The following is an 18,946-nucleotide window of genomic DNA, read 5'->3' on the forward strand; positions in this document are numbered from 1 at the left end:
CGAAAATTAAAGATTTTGGGGCATTAGAGAGACGGTTTGAAATACAACCGTCCCTCCTGTCCCTTTTTGAAAGGAAACACAAATGAAGAAAACAATATTAGTATTCCTGATAATGCTTCTGTTTATGGAAGACATTGTCTTGGGCAATATGACCTACGGAGGCACTAACTATATTGATAATATAGCTTATGCCAAAAGCGGTCGTAAAAACAGAGACCCTATTTACAAAACCATTAACGAGATAGAGGCGATACTTAATGACTCTAATCTTGCCGATGGCGATATGATTTACTTCGATGCCAACACTTACGTTTCAGGTGCTACGGCAAGCACATTGATTTTTGGCGACAACGTAACCGGTGAGGATTTACGGATTCTTTTCAGTTCTGACAAGGCAACTTTGTACTCCTCTACCGGCGTAACTACCATTGACTTTAACGACCTGATTTTAAAGACAAGCTACCTTACTGTCGGCTCAACTGCTTACACGTTGCCCGCTACGGATGGCACTAATGGTCAGTTGCTAAAGACCAACGGCTCGGCTGTTTTGTCGTGGACTTCTGCCGGTGCAGGTGCGGTCAGTGATTTGGACACCGCCTACAATGGTGGTTCTGCCGTAACTGTTGACGGTGATGCTATTACCCTGACCGTTACCAACACAAGCAATAACAGGGGTTTGGACGTGGTTCAGAACGACACCACAAACAACCCCGAAACTGTCCGTCTTACCAATACGGGAACGGGTGATACTTTGCAGTTTGCCTCCTCCGGTGTGGCTGGTAAAGACATAGATGGTTCTGGCTCTACTTGGAGCGTAACGGCCGCAGGTGTGGGTACGTTTACAGGATTAACGGCCGGTGCGGGTTCTCTTACCGCAGGCACTACCGTTACAAGCGGTACAGGCGGTTTTGTTCTTACTAATGCAGCCACTATAACCAATGCTACCAATACGGAAATAGCTTTTACCGAAGATAACGGCACGGCCAATGAAACTTTGAGTCTGGATTTTCTTGTTGATGAAGTAGACCTAAAATCCACTACCGGTGTTGTAACTTTGGGGTTTGGTGATATAGACGACTTGACCGGCATTAACAATATAACCTTTGATGCTGACTACTCGGCAATATCACTTACCGCCAATAGTGATGGAGATAATTTTGCGATAAGTTTACTTGGTGCGCAAGATGCTCATCTTGCTATTTTCTCAAATGGTACGTCTGATGACGCTCTGACAATTGAAAGTGAAAATGGCGGTATTGATATTCTTTGTTCTGGTGCAACTACCGGCGAGGATATTGACATATACAACACTGGCGCAAGTGTCAATGTTACCGCTACCGAGGCCGTTGCTGATGCTATTGTATTTTTTGCCAACAACGCTGCTGCTGGAATAGATATAACTGCCGGTGCTGATATTGATATTACCACAACCGGCGCAGCCGGAGAGGACATTACAATAGCCAATACAGGCGGTTCGATTGACGTTAACGCAACGGAAGCGGTTGCAAACGCCATTAGAATATCCGCATCAAACGCCGCAGGCGGGGTTGATGTAAACTTCGGTACTGGCAATATGGATATTTTAGGCACGGGTGCAAGCGCAGACTTCGCTTTGGATTGCGACCTTGCAAGTTTCGACTTCACAGGCACGACCAATTTCAGTATGGCCGGTACTGCCGAAGATATGACAATATCCGTTACTGGCGCAGCCGATAACCATTTGATTGTAGCTTCGTCCGGAACAAGTGCAAACGCTTTGCAGTTGACGGCCTCGGCAGGTGGAATATCCGAAACAGCACTTGACGATATACTATTGACGTTAACCGCCGCCACAGCGCACGAGGACGTTAATATCTCGACTATAGGGGCTGTCGATACCCACGTTGCCGTAAGTTCGACCGGCACAGACGTAAACGCCCTTATTCTAAGGGCTGCCGCCGGTGGAATAGATGTCGATGGCAAAGACGATGTGATTATCACTTGTGCGTCCACTACTACCAATGACAATCTTGCCATAAATCAGACCGGAGCAGTTGACGCCGGTATAAAACTTTCTGCTGCCGGTACTGGCGCAGCGGCTATTTCACTTCAAGCCCTTGCAGGCGGTTTAGATGCTGATTTTAAGGACGATATTATCATCACCTGCGCCTCTACGACTACTGCCGATGATTTCCGGCTTGTTCAAACCGGTGCGGTTGACGCTTCTATCAGTTTGGAAGCGGCCGGAACGGGTGCTGACGCTATACGGCTTCAATCTCCTGCCGGTGGTTTGGATATAGATGCTAAAGATGATATTATCATCACGGTAGCTTCTACCACTTCGGGCGATAATTTGGCTTTGCAGCAGACAGGTGCATTTGCGGCCGGTATTACTTTGGCGGCCGCAGGTACGGGCGATGACGCCATTGATTTGGCGGCAAGTGCCGGTGGCGTTGATATAGATGGTCTTAAATCGGTTACTGTAACATCGACCGAGAACACCGTTGACGCCGTTAAAATCAATTCTACAGTCGGCGGGCTTATTATCTCTGCCGATGGTGGTGCTTCGAGTGAAGATGTCAATATAGTTGCCGCCACTTCCACGCTTGCTCTTTCGGCAGGTGAGGCAGATGCAAATGCTATATGGCTGAAGACCCTTAACGCAGCCGGTGGAATTACAATCGGTTATGGTACAGGTAATATGACAATCACCGGAACGGGCGCGAGTGCCGATTTTACCCTTGATGCAGACCTTTTGAGTATTGATGGTACTGGAACATCCAATATCACCGTAACAAGCAATGCCGGTGCAGAAGATTTTACCGTTGCTCTTGCCGGTGCTACGGATTCACATTTGGTAGTTAGTTCTACCGGTACTTCGGCAGATGCACTTCAGCTTACCGCCTCTGCTGGCGGTGTGAAAGTAGCGACTTCCGGTGCTATGGCTAACCAATTCTATGTTACCGCTGTTGGGGCGTTTGCCGGTGATGTTATCAATATGGCAACTACTGACGGCGGGATAGCTTTAACGGCGGCTGGCGCAGCCAATGGCGATATTACGATTAACGCCGCTGATATTCTTACACTGACACAGGCGGACGCAACGGGAATAGTTATCAATGGCGGCAATGCCTCGTTTGTCTTTGAGGGTGTAACTGCCGATGATTACGAAACCACCGTTACAGTTTCAGACCCGAAAGCAGACCGGACTATTACCCTGCCTGATTATACGGGTTCTGTTCCAATTATAGCCGACCAGAGTACGATACAGACCTCGATAGTTAACAACACAGCCACCGTTACCGACACTTCAATTGCTTTGCCTGCCGCTTGGTTTAACGGCGGTGAAACTATAAGGTACAGATTATTCGGTACGAAAGTAGGCGCAAACGCCGCTATGGTAGTCAACCTGTATCTTCTCGATGGTAATGTGCTTACACTTACCGCCGCCGATGCAGACGCGGGCGACTGGACGGCAGATATTTACTGTATGTCAACTGCCGCAGCGACACAGGATTGTTTCGGAACGTTTATGCAGACTGCAAATGCAGTAGTATTCGACCACGCCACAGGTGCAAAAGACTTGGCGGCTGGTGGAAATATTTACTGCACGATTACATCTGCCAACGGTGCTGATACGGTTACTGTCGAAAGTATAATTGTTGAAGTAATAGTTAAGGATTAAAGTATTAAAGGGTAGGGACAGGCGGGCGTTTTTTCATTTTTCCGCCCGCCGTCCTGCCCTTATATTAAAGATTATAAAGGTGGTAAAGGTGGTATATGACCGAAACCGAGATTTGCAATTACAGTTTCGTTAAACTTGCCGGTGCGGGCGACCAGATTACGGGCAATTCGTTCATATCCGATATAAACGCCTCTGATGGCCTGTCCAAAAAATGTAAATTCTTATATCCGATATGCAGGCGAAAAGTAATTACCGACCTTGCAGTTGTTAAAAGCCCTTTAAGGGAAACCCTGAAATATGCCGATTTGGGTGCAGAAATTGCAAGCGCAAGTCTGCCCGAAACAGGTCAGTACGAATACGCCTTTAACGTCCCTTCGGACTGCCTTGTTATCATCGACCAGATAGCGGAAAGTGATTTGGGATTAGAAGACCAGAGCAAAATCACACGGTATCAATTCACAACAATTCTCAATAAGGTCGGCAATGGTAAAATATTATTGACTAATTCGTTATCGAATTATGAAGGCACAAGTGCGTTTATCAGATATTGCATCGACCAGACTAATACCGGTACTTACAGTGCTATGATGGTCGAATGTATATCAACACTTCTTGCGGCTGAATTAGCACCCGTTGCCGGAAAGAACACTCAAATAAGACGTGAGTTAATGGTCGAATACAAAGGAATGGTAATTCCTGATACACAGGGATTTAATCAATCCCAACAGGACAATTTTACGGAAACTAAAACAGATTATTTAGGTGGAAGATAAATTTAAAGGAGAACAATAAATGAGAAATGTTTTGATAAAGATTTTCATTTTAATATGCCTGATATTTTTCAGCACGGCAGTTTACGCCGTTGAAAGCTCTGTTGTCCCTGAAAGCGTTAAAGACTTTATTGACAGCATACACAATTCGCCGGTAATTCTTATCACCAATCAGAACGGCTGGCAGGTTCTCGACACTACGACTTCGGCTGGTTTAGAGCCGAATGATTTGACTGCCGCAACAGGCACGGGCGGATATGGCGGCAGGACTTATTTAAGCGTTGTCAATGATGCCAATACCGGCGCAGCAGAAGTAAACAGCGTGATAATCCCCTGCACTTGGAACGGCGCAAGAATACGATGCGTAGGCATAACGGCAGACCTGACCGTTACTTATCAGGTGTACGGCGGAAGTTTGCCCGTTCTTGCCGGTGGGAAGGTGGATACTACCGCAAATTGCGCACTTGATTATTACGGCCAGCTTGTATTTACAGTGGGTACACAATTATCAGATATAGCGACTTATTATTTTGCAGACCAGATTACTATTACTGACACCAATAGAGACCATACCGCAAGCTGGACGGTAACATCGTCCGATGATAACAGGATTGCAGAATGCAGGATAGACTTGTTAGGCGATAATGTACTTGTTCTTGTACCTACTATTTGTAATGTGAACTGTAAATTGCTCGGCAAAGGTTGCTAAAGGAGATACATATGACAGTTGCCTCGTCCGAATCAATCAGGGAATCATTTGCCTGCGGAACTGGAATAACTACGTTTCTGTTTACTATGCCCTGTTACTCGGCAAGTGATATTGAGGTGAGAAAACGGCTTATTTCCACCGGAGCAGAAACGACCCTTGCCGAAACTACGGATTACACCATAGCCGCCACCGGCGGGGACTATCTTAACGGCGGCACGGTAACTATTCTTGTCGAACTGGCAAACACCTATGAAATCCATATAGTGCGCAAGTTAGTCAAGACGCAGGAGCTTGCAACGGCCTCAGTTACGCATATTGCACTTGCCGCTTCCCTCGATAAGTTGACAAGGATTGTTCAGGACTTGCAGGAACGGTTGGACAGGGCAGTCCATCTTAAAAATACCGATGATGTTACCACGCTTGAATTGCCTACCGATAGAAACAGTAAATACGCCGCCTTCGATTCAAGTGGAAATATCATAGCTTCTGCCGGGCCGGTAGGTGATAGCGAGATACCTGTTAGCTCTTTTATGGAAGATGCTTTGAGTGCTGCCAATGCCGCCGCTTTCATTGCGGCATTAAGTTTGGGAACAGCTTCACTTCTGGCATCTGACACCGATGGCACACTTGCGGCAAATTCTGATAGCTCAATAGCTACCCAAAAAGCGGTAAAAACTTATGTTGATACCTTGTCGGCCTTGTGCGCTAAACTTGCAGGTAATCAGACAATAGCCGGAGTTAAAACATTTTCTTCTTTTCCGGTAACGCCTTCTTCCGCGCCGACAACTGATTATCAGGTTGCCAATAAGAAATACGCCGATGATGCGGTAGCTACCGGAAGTACATTTACCGCCTATACCACTAAAGACTCAAACAACGATGATATGGTTGCTTCGCACGCCTACAAAGCGACTATAAACGGTTTTGTATATGCAGAGGCCGGATTGACCGCCGCACAGACCCTTTACGGCTATGTAGGAACGACTAACGACCCTTATGGGGCAGGTGTCAGGGTAGGTTATCAGCTTGCGGCAACATCATCGGGCGGAAGTATCGCCTTTGAAGTTGCCATAGATGAATATTTTGAAATAAGAACGACCGGAAGCTCATTAGTGATTAGATTTAAAGGCAGAGGAACTTTAGGCAATCCCGTTGACCAAGACTAAATAAATAGAATATGAAAATATCCCCGACAATAACGTCTTTTAATACCGGCAGGGCGACACCGTTGCTCGATGCGAGAAGTGATTTTCAGAGGTATAAGGCCGCAAGCCGAACATTCAGAAATATATTCACGACCCCGCAAGGCCCGTTCACAAGAAGGCCGGGTACTAAATATATCTCATCTACCAAAGATTCCACATACGCAGCCAGACTAATAACTTTCGAGTATTCTACTTCTGATTTTTATGTAATAGAAGTCGGCAATCTTTATATGCGTTTTTACCGTAACGGCGCACAGATACTTTCAGGTGCTTCGGCATACGAAATAGTAACGCCTTTTACGACCGCAGACCTGCCGTATATTCAATATTCTCAATCTGATAATGTGATGTACCTTGTAGATGGTTCGCACTGGCCGCAAAAACTAACAAGGGTAATGCACGATAACTGGACTATTGACGATGCTAATATAATCAATGGCCCGTTTATGAAGGAAAATACAGAGGACATAACTATAACACCTTCCGCGATAACAGGGGCGATAACGCTTGCGGCAAGTGCGGCGGTATTCAATCCAAGCCACGAGGATTGTCTTTTCGAGATAAATCAGCCCAGAGGCACACCCGTATTAAGCGGCAGTCTGGGCAGTAATGCCAATTCGTCAAGCTCGGAGTATTTTACAGGCGGGTACGGATTTACAACGGCCGGAACGTGGGACGCTACTGTAACACTTGAAAGAAGCGAGGACAGTGGTTCAACGTGGAATCCCGCACTTGCACCGTTAAGCTCAGCTAATTTTGATAACCCATCTGAAGAAGAAGAAACAGGTGCTATCTACCGGATAAAAATGACAAATTGGGTTAGCGGTACTTGCACTTATAAATTGATTATCGCAGACCCGTTAAATCATGGTGTTGTGAGGATAACACACGTTTCGGATTCACAGAACGCAACGGCTACGGTCATTGCTTCGCTGGTAGATACCGTTGCCACAAGAAGGTGGAGAGAGGGTTACTGGTCTGATTACAGGGGCTATCCTCAAACAGTGGAATTTCATCAGCAAAGACTTATTTTCGCCTGTTCGGATAACTATCCTCAAACAATATGGTTCGGCAGGGCAGACCCCGATAATTACGAAAGTTTCTTCGAGGGTACTTATGACAATTCGGCCTTTACCGTAGCACTTGAAGGACAGAACCCTATACACTGGATTCTTTCACAGGATTATCTTGTTATCGGGACAAGTAACTCCGTTGGCAAATACGGCGAGCAGGGCAAGCCGATTACTCCTACAAGTCCTAAATATTCGATACAAACAAGAATCGGCTCGACCGCTTTAAGGGCTGTCTATGCCGAGGAATCTATTTTGTACGCCGAAAGGGGCGGTAAAAAGATAAGGGAATTTACTTATGTTGCGCCGGAAGACAGGGTGCTTTTAAGTGAATCTGATTTGACCGTTCTTTCAGAGGACATTTTAAGGGAAGGGGGCGGCGTAGAAGATATGCTGTTCCAGAACAGGCCGAACCCTCTTTTATGGTGTATTCTTAATGATGGTACTATTGCAGTCTTAACATATCAGAAAAAGCAGGAAGTTATCGCGTGGGCGACACTCGATAGCACAGGCGGGGAATTTCAATACTTTACCAAAGTCCCTTCAGAAGATGAAGATGAGATTTGGGCTGTTGTCAAACGCAATGTAGATGGTTCTGATGTGTATTACATCGAGCAGTTTCAGCCGATAAACTGGGGTTCTGACGATGATGATTGCTGGTTTGTGGACTCCGGTCTGTCTTATGACGGCGCACTGGCAAATGTATTTTCAGGACTCGACCATTTAGAGGGTAAAACAGTATCAGTTTACGCCGATGGTATTGTTTGTGATAACGTAGTGGTTGATAGCGGCTCGGTAACAATCAATAACGCCGCAAGCAAGGCAATCATCGGCCTGCCTATTACTTGGGAATATGAGTCTATGCCTCTTGTCGCCCACCCTATGGACAAGGACATGAGCAAAAAGATAATGGCCATTGATTTTGACTTCTACAAAACAGGGTATTGTAAATACGGTAATGGTGAGCATGACACTGAGCTTAAGGAAATAAATTTCTTCCCGACTTCACCTACACTTTCGGCGCAGGAATTATACACAAGTGAATATTCTGTTTTCAGGGTTGCTTATCCCTATGGAAGTATGGGCAAGCAGACGATTTATTTAACGGGTGATAAACCACTGCCGATTACCGTGCGTTCTATTACGCCGGTTTATGAGGTAACCCCAATAGGGTAATAAATGATAACTACTAAGGCAATGACTGTTGACGATTTTGTAACAATTATGATGCAGAATCTATCTGTTTATCCCGAATTGCCGGTACTATCCGAAGAACAGAAACAGCAGGGTTTGACCGATGAGCAGAAAAATTCGATACTTGACGCACAACTGCGCCTCATGGCTCATCTTAATATCTGTACGGGTACGGCCTTAAGTTACTTTGATAGTAATAAAAATAATGAATTAGTCGGTGTGGGCGGGATAAGATATACAGGAATAGGGGAAATCTGGATGATTACTCCGCCCGAAATAAGACAAGAACGAAAACTATCCCTTTTAAAAGAAGCTAAAAGCACCTTTGAAAAACAACGGGACGAACTTAGTTTATGGCGGGTATTTTCAGAAACGGGATTGAGCGAAAACTTCGTAAGGCACTTAGGATTTACAGACCCGCAAAGTAAAGTTTTATCGTGGGACAGGAAGGTAATTTAATATGGGCGAAGCGTTGCTACCTCTTGCAGTCGGCGGTATGATAACAGGCACGGCTATGAGTTTTATCGGCCAGCGTCAGGAAGGCAAAGAGGCACAAAAGATAGCCAATGCACGCGCTTTAATCGACCTTGACAACGCTAAAATGGCGGAGGAAAACGCCCGCATAGCAAGAGAGCGGGCGAATGAGGCGGCACTTGTTCAGGCCGAACAGGGACGCAGATTCAAGAACACCCAAAAATCAATATTTGCGGCAGGCAATATAAAACTTAATATAGGCACTCCGCTTGTCGTAGAGGCACAAACAAACGCCGCAATAGCCAAAGACATAGGATTTACTCTCGAAGAAGGTGAAACAGAAGCTAATTTTTATAACAGACAGGCGGGCGCATTCAGGGCGTCAGCAGACATTGAAAGAAGAATGGGCAAATCGGCACGGAAAAATGCCAACTGGTCTTCGTGGGCTTCGCTAATGCAGGGCGGGGGAAGTCTTGCAATGTTGGGTTATTCTGCTATGCCAAAGAAAATGCCGACAACTGCTTCACCATCTATGTATAAATCGGCCAATTCAGCCAATTTATGGTTAAATGAGCCATAGAAAAGATAATGTATTAAGGTTAAAAATGCAAATACCTCTTTATACACAACAACAGTTACCGCCGAGTCCAAGAGAACAGCCGTCTATGCCTAAACCGCCTTATTCACTTGCCGATAAGAGCGGCCTGATAGCTTTTGGCAATGCAACGGCTGGTGTCAATATGGAGCTAATGGGTAAAATCATCGAGAGCCAGAGGGATACCCAACTGGCCGCCGCCGATGTTGCCGTTGACAGCCAGTTAACAGTATATTCAAAAAAGGTACAGGAAAGCGGAATTCCTGATTTAGATGGCAAGATTTTCGATGAAATGTTCGGCGATAATTTCAAAAACACCACGATGAAGGGAATGAATAGTGCGGCTGCCGATATTTTTAATAATAGATTTGATACCGTTAAAAGCAATCTTAAAATCCACGCCGTAAATCAGGCAATGGTTCAGTCGGCACAGCAGGACGAAGCGGCATTAAAAGCGGGACTGGAATATTGGGGCAACAGATGGGCAAATTCAACCGATGAAATAGAATTTAAGAATTACGAATCGCAGATAGATACGCTGATAGCGCACGGCAAAGACAAGAAACTGGCCGGTCTTAATATTCCCGAAATGGAATTGCAGATTAAAGAAGAAATCAAAGGCAAGGCGCAGAAGGCGTTTTACGAAAGAGGTGTTGAAAATATCAGAGGTCAAACACAGTCAATTATTGACGATGCAGTGGTAAATGGCAAAGACGTTGCCGAGGCAAAAAAAGTTGCACAAAAGTTAATTCTCGATGCTAAAACGTCTGGCATTTTGACCCCCAAAGATACAGGTTCATTGAATAGCAATCTTAACGACTACACAGCCGGTAAAATAAAACAAGACAAAGACAATAAATACGCTATCGATGTAAAAGCCACGCAGGATTTGACCCACAATCTAATAAAAGGTGTTGTAACTCCAAACGAAGTCGAATCACTTAATCTTAATAAGGAAATGAAAGCTAAATGGCTTGGCGGAGACGATAACGAAGGATATTTGCAAAATTCCTACAAACCCGTACCTGAATCAACAACTCCGAAGGGATTTAAGGTTGTTAAAGATACCATTATTAACGCGGCGGAGCAGAAAATATCTACTCTCAATGCTTATGATGCACTTTTACAGGCAAGATATATTGACAGAAGCATTACCGATGAGGATTTTAAGTGGGCAGTTAACAGATTAGACAATCCTTACCCTAAATCTCTTGCGGATATGCTCGATGGCGCAATGGCCGAACACAAAGAGGACATTCAATCCAAGTGGTTTAGCTGGCACGATGACGAGGACGTTAAAAATATAAATATTCAATTATTTAATTTTGTAGATGATGAGCTTGCCAAAAATCCCAATAAGACGTTCACTCCTAAAGAACTTTACGAAATGAAGGCACAAATAGGCGTTACCAATGCCAAACCGAAAGATGTTCGTATGCAGTCAGCACCCGCAATAGAGCTTGATATTTACTGGAAAAATCTTGACGAAGACAGCAAAAGACAACTTTGGCGGATATACGAAGACCCTGAAAAAATGAAGATAGCATTGAAAAGACTGAAGGAAAAATTTCCGGAATAAAGATAGGTTTAAAAGATGGGTTTATTTGACGATTTAGCCGGTTCTAATACTTCGGTTTTGGAAAAACCGCAGGGACAGTTTGTTGGTATGTTCGGCGATTTAGAGGAACAGGCCGAAACGGAAATAGTGCCTAAGTCGTTTGAAATAAAACTGCCCGAATCGAACTGGACGCCGCAGCAGGTTGCCGAAAAAGCCAAAAAGATTTTTGGTGAATCTATACAGCTGGAAGCACCGATAGAATTAGTGGAATTGGCCGATAATAAATATGCCAGCGAGGGGTTTAATTTTTCCGACATTTTAAGCAGTGCGACAATGACTGCTTATGAAAAACCAACAACTGAAAAAGAACGGGTGCAATTTCATCTTGATTATATCAAGGGCATGAACGATTCTGAACGCTCTGAATTTATCAAGTGGACAAGACTCGGTAACGTATTCGGTGTTTTCCCTTATTTGAGCAGAAAAGGCGTTCTCAAAAAGATAGGCATAGAAGATGATGCAGGGGATATTCGCGCTGCAAGTGAAGCGCAGGACATTTATCTTTCACAGTTAAAATTATCCGACCCAGATAAGTGGCGGGGCATAATAGCAGACACCGGCAGGACTTTGCTTGAATTTGGCCTGATACCGGGCAAAGCCGAAACAATATCCGGAACGGCCTTGAAATTCGCCGAACAGTCTTTACTTCAACTGCCGTCAAGGGAAATGACGTGGGGGCAGTTAGCGGAACAAAAAGCTAAAGAGGCAGGCAAATCGGCGATAGTTGGCGCGGCCGTTGGTGCGGCGGGTAAATATATCAAAAATCCATTTTGGGGTTTGGCTGAAAAGGGTGTTGGTAAATATCTACCGGGGCGTATCCCTCTTGTTACTGGTGGCTTTATGGGCTTGACTGCCTTAGAAGGTGGTACGCGAGAGCAGATAATCGAATCTGGAATCACTATTCTTGGTTTTGAGGCATGGAATATGGCTACTAAGGGATTTTTCCCTGAAGCGGCACGAAAAGCTAAAGAATTTAATCCAGAACTTAATAAAGTAGCTGATACCGACTTAACAAAGGTTATAGAACAAACCGTAGCAGAAACTAAAGTTTGGGGTTCCGATAATAAAGTCGTTACCCTTGATGAATATAATCAAATTAAGGCAAGACGCACCACACAACCCATAGAACCCGCTAAACCCCCTGCCACAGGGGTTATTTCATCGCAGGAAGCAAAAATTCCTGCCGAACCTGCCGTAACTACCCCCGAAACGATTGTAGGGCAACCTGAAGTGAAGGGGCAGGGAGAAATAGTAAATATACCAGAACCAACCCCCTTGACACAACCAGTTTTTGATACAAGTAAAGTACCTATTTCTGAAGTGTCTGTTGATAAATTAAAACTTTCAAAAGACATACCGAACTTCAAAGAATCTGCAAGCTCTGTAACTGGCGAGGTGCTTGGTGGCGAATTGCAGGGTAAGTATGAACGATTAGGAACTGGCCCGATTGTTGTTTGGGAACGAGCAAGTGGCGGTTTAGAGGTTATTACGGGTCGTCATAGATGGCGACACGCAATAAGAACAGGTGAAAAAACCATACAGGCACAGATTGTTAAGGAAGCAGATGGATTTACTAAAGAAATGGCCTTGACAATCGATGCCGAATCTAATATAAGAGAGGGGCAAGGTGGAATAAAAGATTATGCTCAATACTTCAAAAACACCGCCATTACCGAACAAGAAGCAAGAGAGAGAGGATTATTATCGCGCACTAAGGGCGAGGTCGGCTTCCGAATTGGTAAAGGTGCGGTCGATGATGTCTACGCCGCCTTTATCGGCGGAAAACTCAACGAATCAAAAGCCGCAGCAATAGCCAGAGGCGCACCAAATAACGAATCGGCACAACTGGCAGCAATGTCAGAAGCCGAAAATATGTCGCCGGAAGAACTTGAGCAATTTGCAAAGATACTTGCCAGAACCACACCCTCAGACAAACTAAAATCCACGCAGGGCAATCTATTTGGTTATGATGATACATCAATCCGTGAAGCCAGAGCGGTTGCCAGAGAAGTTGGCAAAGAAGTAAAAAATATTAAAGATAGAATATTGTCTGTTAGAGGCGCGTTAAGAAGGCCGGACACTGCCCGTGAAATGGGATTAGAATTTTCCGATGAAGAAACTATCAAGAAAGAAGTTTCACGTCTTGAACAACGATTAGATGAATTAAAACGAACATCAACAACACCCGAATTGTGGAACGAGATGAGAAGACGGGCTGGATTAATTACTGAGGAAGTATCAGAAAAAACAAGACAAACAGATTTGCTTGGCCGTCCAATATTAGAAGGTGGAGCAACCGGAAAACAGGAGGAATTTCTTGACAAAGAAGAATATAAATTGCCAGAACCAGACATTGAAGGGCAAGGACGTCTTTATGGTGGCAGGCAAGCGGGTTCAACCATAATATTCGACCCACAGGAATGGTCGGATATGGTTAAAATAGGGACATTCCATCTCGAAGCAGGCGCAAGAAAATTTGAAGATTGGTCAACTAAAATGGTGGAGGACTTGGGAAAATCCATCGAACTTAACTTGCCTGATATTTGGAATGATATAAATAAACCCAAAACCATACCCGAAATCAAAGGGGAAGTCGGCGTTCAATACCCACAGATTCAAGGTGCAGGAGAGCTTAAACAAAGAGGACTTTCAAAGAGTACCGAAGAAACGGCAGTAGCCAAACGAATTGAGTTACAAGCTGAACGTTGGCCGGGGTATAGGGTTTTAGATACGGAAAAACAGGCAAAAAAAGTCGTGGATTTGATGAACTACGATTTGAAACGTGCCAAACGAATAGCAATGGGCATAGAAGAACCGCGTATTTCTGATGGGGTTTATCCCGAAGATGTTTATGCCGGAATAGTCGAAAGAGCCACTAACGAAGGTGATAGTGAAACATTACGAGACTTAGCATTGACCAGCAGATTAAATTCGGTAGCTACGGAAATTGGCAGGAGAATACAAGCACTCGATACCGGACTCGATAAATCTGAAAGTCCCGTAGCGGCAATAAAGGACATAGTAGTTACTAAAGAAGAATCATTCAAATTACGGACTGGTAAGGAGGCGAAAGTTGCCAAAAAAGAAGGTGTTGATGAAATCAAAAAATCAATAACAAAAGAAAGCAAGACCAGAACCGTTAAGACGTGGGAAGATTTTATAATTAGTATTCAATGTTAAAGTAATTATGTATTGTTTACCAAAATATTTAGCCGATAAATTTCTGGAAGCGTTAAAACGCGGGACTGTAACGCCGGACAAACTTACTGATATGACCTCTGCCGAAAGAAGGGCGTTTTTTACCGAAATGCTTGGCGAAGAACACGCCGTACAAGTCAATTCGCTGTTTGAGAGCAAGTTATTATTAAAAGACCAGCAAAGAGGAATTATCACTTGGGCGAAACAGACTGCCGGAATAAGCAAGCAGGCGCAAAGGGACATTATTTCAAGAGTCGATAAAATGACGGAAATTCTTAATCCCGCCACACAGGACGCTTTTCTTGAAGATATAGTAGCTCATAAATTAGATGTTACGGTAACAATGGAACAGGCCGCTAACATTTCATCTCTTGGTAAAATAGCCCTCGACAAGAAAATTATTATGGAAGCGTCCGAAAGACGGCTGACCGGCCAGAGGCAGACACCGACCGAGAAAGAATACGGTGATGCACGGGTAGCTTTTAGCAATTACATAAGCGACCTCAAAACAAAAGCAAAGCAAAAAAGTGTTTATGAATATTTGCGTATGCCCAGAACGGCATTTTCAGAACTGGCGGGACTGGCAAAGGCGTCTAAAGCGTCTTTAGATAACAGTGCAATCCTACGGCAGGGTTTAAAGGTACTTTGGACGCACCCAACAATATGGCTTAAAAACTCCGCCAACACTTTTGTGGATATTTGGAAAACGCTCGGCGGTGAAAATGTAATGGACGAAATCAACTCTGATATAGTATCGCGACCGACTTATGATAATATGATTAAAGATAAACTGGCCGTAGGCGTAATGGAAGAAGCATATCCCACGCACCTGCCCAGCAAAATTCCCGTTCTCGGCAAACTGTTCAAGGCGAGTGAAGCAGCGTATACGGGATTTATGTATAGAAACAGAGCAGATTTGTATGATTTATATACCGAGATTGCGATAAAATCCGGCTTGCCGACAACGACCGATTTGGGTATTGGCAGACTTGTAAATTCCCTAACCAGCAGGGGCAATGTCGGCAGATTAGAACCGATAGCAAGCACTCTTAATAATGTTTTCTTTGCACCAAGAAACCTTAAAGCAAACTTCGATATTTTAATGGCACACACATTCGATAAAAATCTGAGTCCTTTTGTAAGGAAGCAAGCGGCCATAAATCTGGTAAAAATAATAAGTGGAACGGCTGCTATTCTTGTTATTGCAAAAGCAATTGACCCTGACAGTGTAGAGGTTGACCCCCGCAGTGCAAACTTCGGAAAAATAAGAGTAGGTGATACGAGATTTGACGTTACCGGTGGAATGGCGGGAATAGTTACATTGGCTTCACGTTTAATAGTTACATTGGCTTCACGTTTAATAACGATGAAAAGCAAAAGCAGTATTACAGGTAAAACGGTTGATTTATGGTCGCGCAAATACGGTGCGCAAACCGGCAAAGATGTTGTTTATGATTTTTTTGAGAATAAGTTTTCACCCGCAGCGCAATTAGCTAAGAATATTTTAGAGGGCAGTGATTATCGCGGCAATAAAATAACATTCACGGGAGAGCTTAATACTTTTATAACACCGCTGCCGGTTACTACTTATCAGGAATTGGCAAACAATCCGAACTCCGCCAATATAATTTTATCTATGATTTTTGAGGAATTGGGTGTCAGTACGAATACATATTCTAAAAAGAAAAAAGGCAGTAATGTTATTAAGCAACCGAAAACTAAATCGGATTAGGTAAATGAAAATCAAGTACCAAAACTACAAAGGCAGACGCTCGGACTCGATTGGTGATAATAGTATCTATACCGAAGAAGAATCTATTTTCCTTGCCAGAGTAGAGCATTTCAGAACAACTGAAAACCGCAATCAAACACCGACAGTTACACAGATATTCAGACTGGCTAAGGAATTTTTAGGCGTTACGGTTTTGCTTGTTTTCCTCTGTCTTACTGCACAGGCGGATTGCATCACGGACGGCAAAGACTTAAAAGCAATTCACCAACGATGGACGAAGCCGTATAATTTAAGAGACTATGCCTTTCTTGCTAACAACTGGCAGAAAAGAGACCCACTTTGCGAAATGCAGAGAAACTATTTCAGGGTACAGGAAATCAGGTTTTTAAACCCTTGGGACTTTAGCGTAATGATGAGCAAAATGGGCGGGTTCATAAAATACCAAAGAATAAGAAATGACGTTACTAAATCAGTAGGTACAAATCTAACTAATATAGGAGTTTACAAATGAAAAAGTCATTGTTGGCGGTATTGTTTTTAACCTCTATTTGTTTTGGTGCAGACAGAAGCAGGTATGCGCCTGATACTATCGTGCCGTATCTTGTCGCTTCCGTGAATGCACCTTCATATATCAGGGACATTGCGCAATACAAGTGTGATGGTATCAGGGACGATTATGAGATTAACCTTGCCATTACCGATTCAAATACGGCAGGGTACGGTTTAATTCCTCTGTCTGAAGGCACATTTAATCTTCGAGCCCCGATAAAGCCGGACAGGAATATCACACTGGAAGGGGTCGGGCAAAGGTCGGTTGTCAAAAAACCGTCTGGTTTATGGTCGGCATTAACAGTAAACGCCGCAAATGCAGATACGCACGTCCACGTTGCAGATTCTAACGGTTTTCAGGCAAATGATGAAGTCTATCTGGCCGCAAATAATAAAACCGATTTTAGTGCAGAATATTATACAATCACTTCGGTAGTCGGCAATATTATAAACCTGACACCAAGCGTAGACGATGCTTATACTACCGCTCAATCAGCTATTCTTACAAATGAGTTTCCTGCGATTCGTATAGGAAAAACCGGACTCGGAAGTTATAACCGAAGCAATGTAGAGATTAAAGGTATTAAGATTGAGGGTAACTATGCCAACAGAAATAGTGATAATAAATTGGCATACAGAAATTCCCTTATCGAGATTGAGGCGTCCTCGGCTACCGAAAGCAATAACATTAGAATAACCGATGTTCAACTTTATAATGCAACAGCGTGCAGTATATATAGCCACTATGCCAAGAGGGTATTCGTACACGGCCTTATTGCCAATAATACCAAAGGCAAAGCGAATTGGGGCATACAGATAGGCGGGGCAAGCCGTGATGTTGTGGTAGAAAACTGCCACGAAGTAGACAGCAACTATGGATTCTACGCGTGCGAGGAAGTGAACAATCTTTCGGTTACGGATTGCTCTTTCGGCTCTAACCAGACATCGGCTTTACTTATCGGATTGAATGACGGTCCAATGACGTTTTCCGCCTGTAACTTCTACGACTTTGAGAAGGTCGGTATGACCTCTACGCAAGCAGGTTCGTTTGGCACACTAATCGGCTGCAACTTTACGCAACTTTCATCTTCGGCTTATCCCATTATGAATTTGACCGGCGCATCAACTTACACCCTAATCGGCAATAGACTAATCAAAGGCACTCCTTATGCAGAAACAAGCTCTGTAAATATCTCCGGTGATGATTGTATTCTTCTCGGCAACTATATCCGGCACAAGTTTACTGGAACAGCCAAGACCTCGGCTGCGGTGAATATAGCATCAACAGCAGACGACACGACAGTTGCACTTAACAGGATATTTGACGGCGGCGGCTTAGATATAAATGATTTGGGAACAAGTAGCTTTGTTTTAACTCCGGCTGCGGGTGCGGCTATAAACGACAATACAGATTAAAGGATTGCAATCATGGTTGAGAACGGCAATAGCAAAAAAACGTGGTTTGAGATAACTCATTTTTCACTAACTACATTAGCATCTATACTGGTGCTTGCTGTTGGTATTTATGTTGGCTCTGTTGATAAAGACATTGAGAAGATAGACGAAAAGTTATTCAAACACCTAACCAACGATGAAATACACGCTCCTACTCAGCAACTTGTCAATCGAAGTGAATTTAATATCTATCAAAAAATGAGGGACGACCAGATGAACACTGTCAAAGAATCCCTCGATAGAATTGAAAAGGCGTTGGAAACTAAAGATGGACATTAAGGAACATCTTGACAATCTTGACGAAACATACGAAGATTTAGAAAATGAAATCAAGGTTATGCACACTGAAGGGCATTTTGCTGATGATATAGTTTTACGGGAAGTTGTGAATATAAAACTGGCAATAGCAAAGGCCAGAAAGAACATTTTAGGAAAAGTTAATTTTAAGGAGAACAGATTATGATTGATTACATTATTTCAAACCTGCCCGCTTTACTCGGAGCGTTGTTGGCTATCGGCGTGGTGTGGGCTTATGCCAGCAAGATTTTGGTCGTAGTTAAAGAGGTCGCTGATTTGCTTAATGCTATACTGGTAGCCCTTGCCGATAGAAACTTGACCAAAGAGGAAATTAACACTATCATAGAAGAAGCGAAGCATATTCCGATAGCGATTAAAGGACTTCTGAAAAAGTAACCTGAAACAAGAGGTGGCTT

At 43.9% G+C, this 18,946-nt stretch carries 15 protein-coding genes; all 15 read left to right on the forward strand.

The window, feature by feature from the left end; genetic code table 11:
• Positions 1-82 precede the first annotated feature (82 nt).
• The 15 genes from PHG53_09530 (at position 83) to PHG53_09600 (ending at position 18,926) form a co-directional block, all read left to right on the forward strand.
• Positions 83-3,664 (forward strand): hypothetical protein, encoded by a 3,582-nt coding sequence (locus tag PHG53_09530; GenBank protein ID MDD5381858.1) that lies wholly within the window; start codon positions 83-85, stop codon positions 3,662-3,664.
• A gap of 95 nt (positions 3,665-3,759) precedes the next feature.
• Positions 3,760-4,437 carry a hypothetical protein gene (locus tag PHG53_09535; GenBank protein MDD5381859.1) on the forward strand — a complete coding sequence of 226 codons (678 nt, stop codon included), beginning with the start codon at positions 3,760-3,762 and terminating at the stop codon, positions 4,435-4,437.
• A gap of 19 nt (positions 4,438-4,456) precedes the next feature.
• The gene (locus tag PHG53_09540) at positions 4,457-5,143 is read left to right on the forward strand and encodes a hypothetical protein (GenBank protein MDD5381860.1); all 687 of its coding nucleotides are present in this window, start codon (positions 4,457-4,459) and stop codon (positions 5,141-5,143) included.
• A gap of 11 nt (positions 5,144-5,154) precedes the next feature.
• On the forward strand, positions 5,155-6,309 hold the full coding sequence (locus PHG53_09545) for a hypothetical protein (GenBank protein MDD5381861.1): 1,155 nt from the start codon (positions 5,155-5,157) through the stop codon (positions 6,307-6,309).
• Positions 6,310-6,320: 11 nt separating this feature from the next.
• Positions 6,321-8,594, forward strand: coding sequence for a hypothetical protein (locus tag PHG53_09550; GenBank protein MDD5381862.1), 2,274 nt, complete (start codon positions 6,321-6,323; stop codon positions 8,592-8,594).
• Positions 8,595-8,597: 3 nt separating this feature from the next.
• A complete protein-coding gene (locus PHG53_09555) occupies positions 8,598-9,071 on the forward strand; it encodes a hypothetical protein (GenBank protein MDD5381863.1) in 474 nt (157 codons plus the stop codon).
• Position 9,072: 1 nt separating this feature from the next.
• Entirely contained in the window at positions 9,073-9,666 is a 594-nt protein-coding gene (locus PHG53_09560; GenBank protein MDD5381864.1) for a hypothetical protein, read from the forward strand.
• An 85-nt stretch (positions 9,667-9,751) separates the two neighbouring features.
• Positions 9,752-11,260 (forward strand): hypothetical protein, encoded by a 1,509-nt coding sequence (locus tag PHG53_09565; GenBank protein MDD5381865.1) that lies wholly within the window; start codon positions 9,752-9,754, stop codon positions 11,258-11,260.
• Between the two features lie 15 nt (positions 11,261-11,275).
• The gene (locus PHG53_09570) at positions 11,276-14,479 is read left to right on the forward strand and encodes a hypothetical protein (GenBank protein ID MDD5381866.1); all 3,204 of its coding nucleotides are present in this window, start codon (positions 11,276-11,278) and stop codon (positions 14,477-14,479) included.
• 7 nt (positions 14,480-14,486) lie between these two features.
• Positions 14,487-16,229, forward strand: a complete 1,743-nt coding sequence (locus tag PHG53_09575; protein ID MDD5381867.1) for a hypothetical protein — start codon at positions 14,487-14,489, stop codon at positions 16,227-16,229.
• A 4-nt stretch (positions 16,230-16,233) separates the two neighbouring features.
• Positions 16,234-16,740, forward strand: a complete 507-nt coding sequence (locus PHG53_09580) for a hypothetical protein (protein MDD5381868.1) — start codon at positions 16,234-16,236, stop codon at positions 16,738-16,740.
• Complete coding sequence (locus PHG53_09585) at positions 16,737-18,194, forward strand: right-handed parallel beta-helix repeat-containing protein (protein MDD5381869.1); 1,458 nt, start codon at positions 16,737-16,739, stop codon at positions 18,192-18,194. Before PHG53_09580 ends, PHG53_09585 begins: the two co-directional genes overlap by 4 nt.
• A gap of 12 nt (positions 18,195-18,206) precedes the next feature.
• A complete protein-coding gene (locus PHG53_09590) occupies positions 18,207-18,512 on the forward strand; it encodes a hypothetical protein (protein MDD5381870.1) in 306 nt (101 codons plus the stop codon).
• Positions 18,502-18,696 carry a hypothetical protein gene (locus PHG53_09595; protein ID MDD5381871.1) on the forward strand — a complete coding sequence of 65 codons (195 nt, stop codon included), beginning with the start codon at positions 18,502-18,504 and terminating at the stop codon, positions 18,694-18,696. The genes PHG53_09590 and PHG53_09595 overlap by 11 nt, the downstream gene beginning before the upstream one ends.
• Entirely contained in the window at positions 18,693-18,926 is a 234-nt protein-coding gene (locus PHG53_09600; protein MDD5381872.1) for a hypothetical protein, read from the forward strand. The genes PHG53_09595 and PHG53_09600 overlap by 4 nt, the downstream gene beginning before the upstream one ends.
• Positions 18,927-18,946 lie beyond the last annotated feature (20 nt).

The sequence above is a fragment of the Phycisphaerae bacterium genome, assembly GCA_028714855.1.
Lineage (GTDB): Bacteria > Planctomycetota > Phycisphaerae > Sedimentisphaerales > Anaerobacaceae > CAIYOL01.

Coding starts and splice junctions, on each gene's coding strand:
- PHG53_09530 (MDD5381858.1), top strand. CDS start 83: ATGAAGAAAACAATATTAGTATTCCTGATAATGCTTCTGTTTATGGAA.
- PHG53_09535 (MDD5381859.1), top strand. CDS start 3,760: ATGACCGAAACCGAGATTTGCAATTACAGTTTCGTTAAACTTGCCGGT.
- PHG53_09540 (MDD5381860.1), top strand. CDS start 4,457: ATGAGAAATGTTTTGATAAAGATTTTCATTTTAATATGCCTGATATTT.
- PHG53_09545 (MDD5381861.1), top strand. CDS start 5,155: ATGACAGTTGCCTCGTCCGAATCAATCAGGGAATCATTTGCCTGCGGA.
- PHG53_09550 (MDD5381862.1), top strand. CDS start 6,321: ATGAAAATATCCCCGACAATAACGTCTTTTAATACCGGCAGGGCGACA.
- PHG53_09555 (MDD5381863.1), top strand. CDS start 8,598: ATGATAACTACTAAGGCAATGACTGTTGACGATTTTGTAACAATTATG.
- PHG53_09560 (MDD5381864.1), top strand. CDS start 9,073: ATGGGCGAAGCGTTGCTACCTCTTGCAGTCGGCGGTATGATAACAGGC.
- PHG53_09565 (MDD5381865.1), top strand. CDS start 9,752: ATGCCTAAACCGCCTTATTCACTTGCCGATAAGAGCGGCCTGATAGCT.
- PHG53_09570 (MDD5381866.1), top strand. CDS start 11,276: ATGGGTTTATTTGACGATTTAGCCGGTTCTAATACTTCGGTTTTGGAA.
- PHG53_09575 (MDD5381867.1), top strand. CDS start 14,487: ATGTATTGTTTACCAAAATATTTAGCCGATAAATTTCTGGAAGCGTTA.
- PHG53_09580 (MDD5381868.1), top strand. CDS start 16,234: ATGAAAATCAAGTACCAAAACTACAAAGGCAGACGCTCGGACTCGATT.
- PHG53_09585 (MDD5381869.1), top strand. CDS start 16,737: ATGAAAAAGTCATTGTTGGCGGTATTGTTTTTAACCTCTATTTGTTTT.
- PHG53_09590 (MDD5381870.1), top strand. CDS start 18,207: ATGGTTGAGAACGGCAATAGCAAAAAAACGTGGTTTGAGATAACTCAT.
- PHG53_09595 (MDD5381871.1), top strand. CDS start 18,502: ATGGACATTAAGGAACATCTTGACAATCTTGACGAAACATACGAAGAT.
- PHG53_09600 (MDD5381872.1), top strand. CDS start 18,693: ATGATTGATTACATTATTTCAAACCTGCCCGCTTTACTCGGAGCGTTG.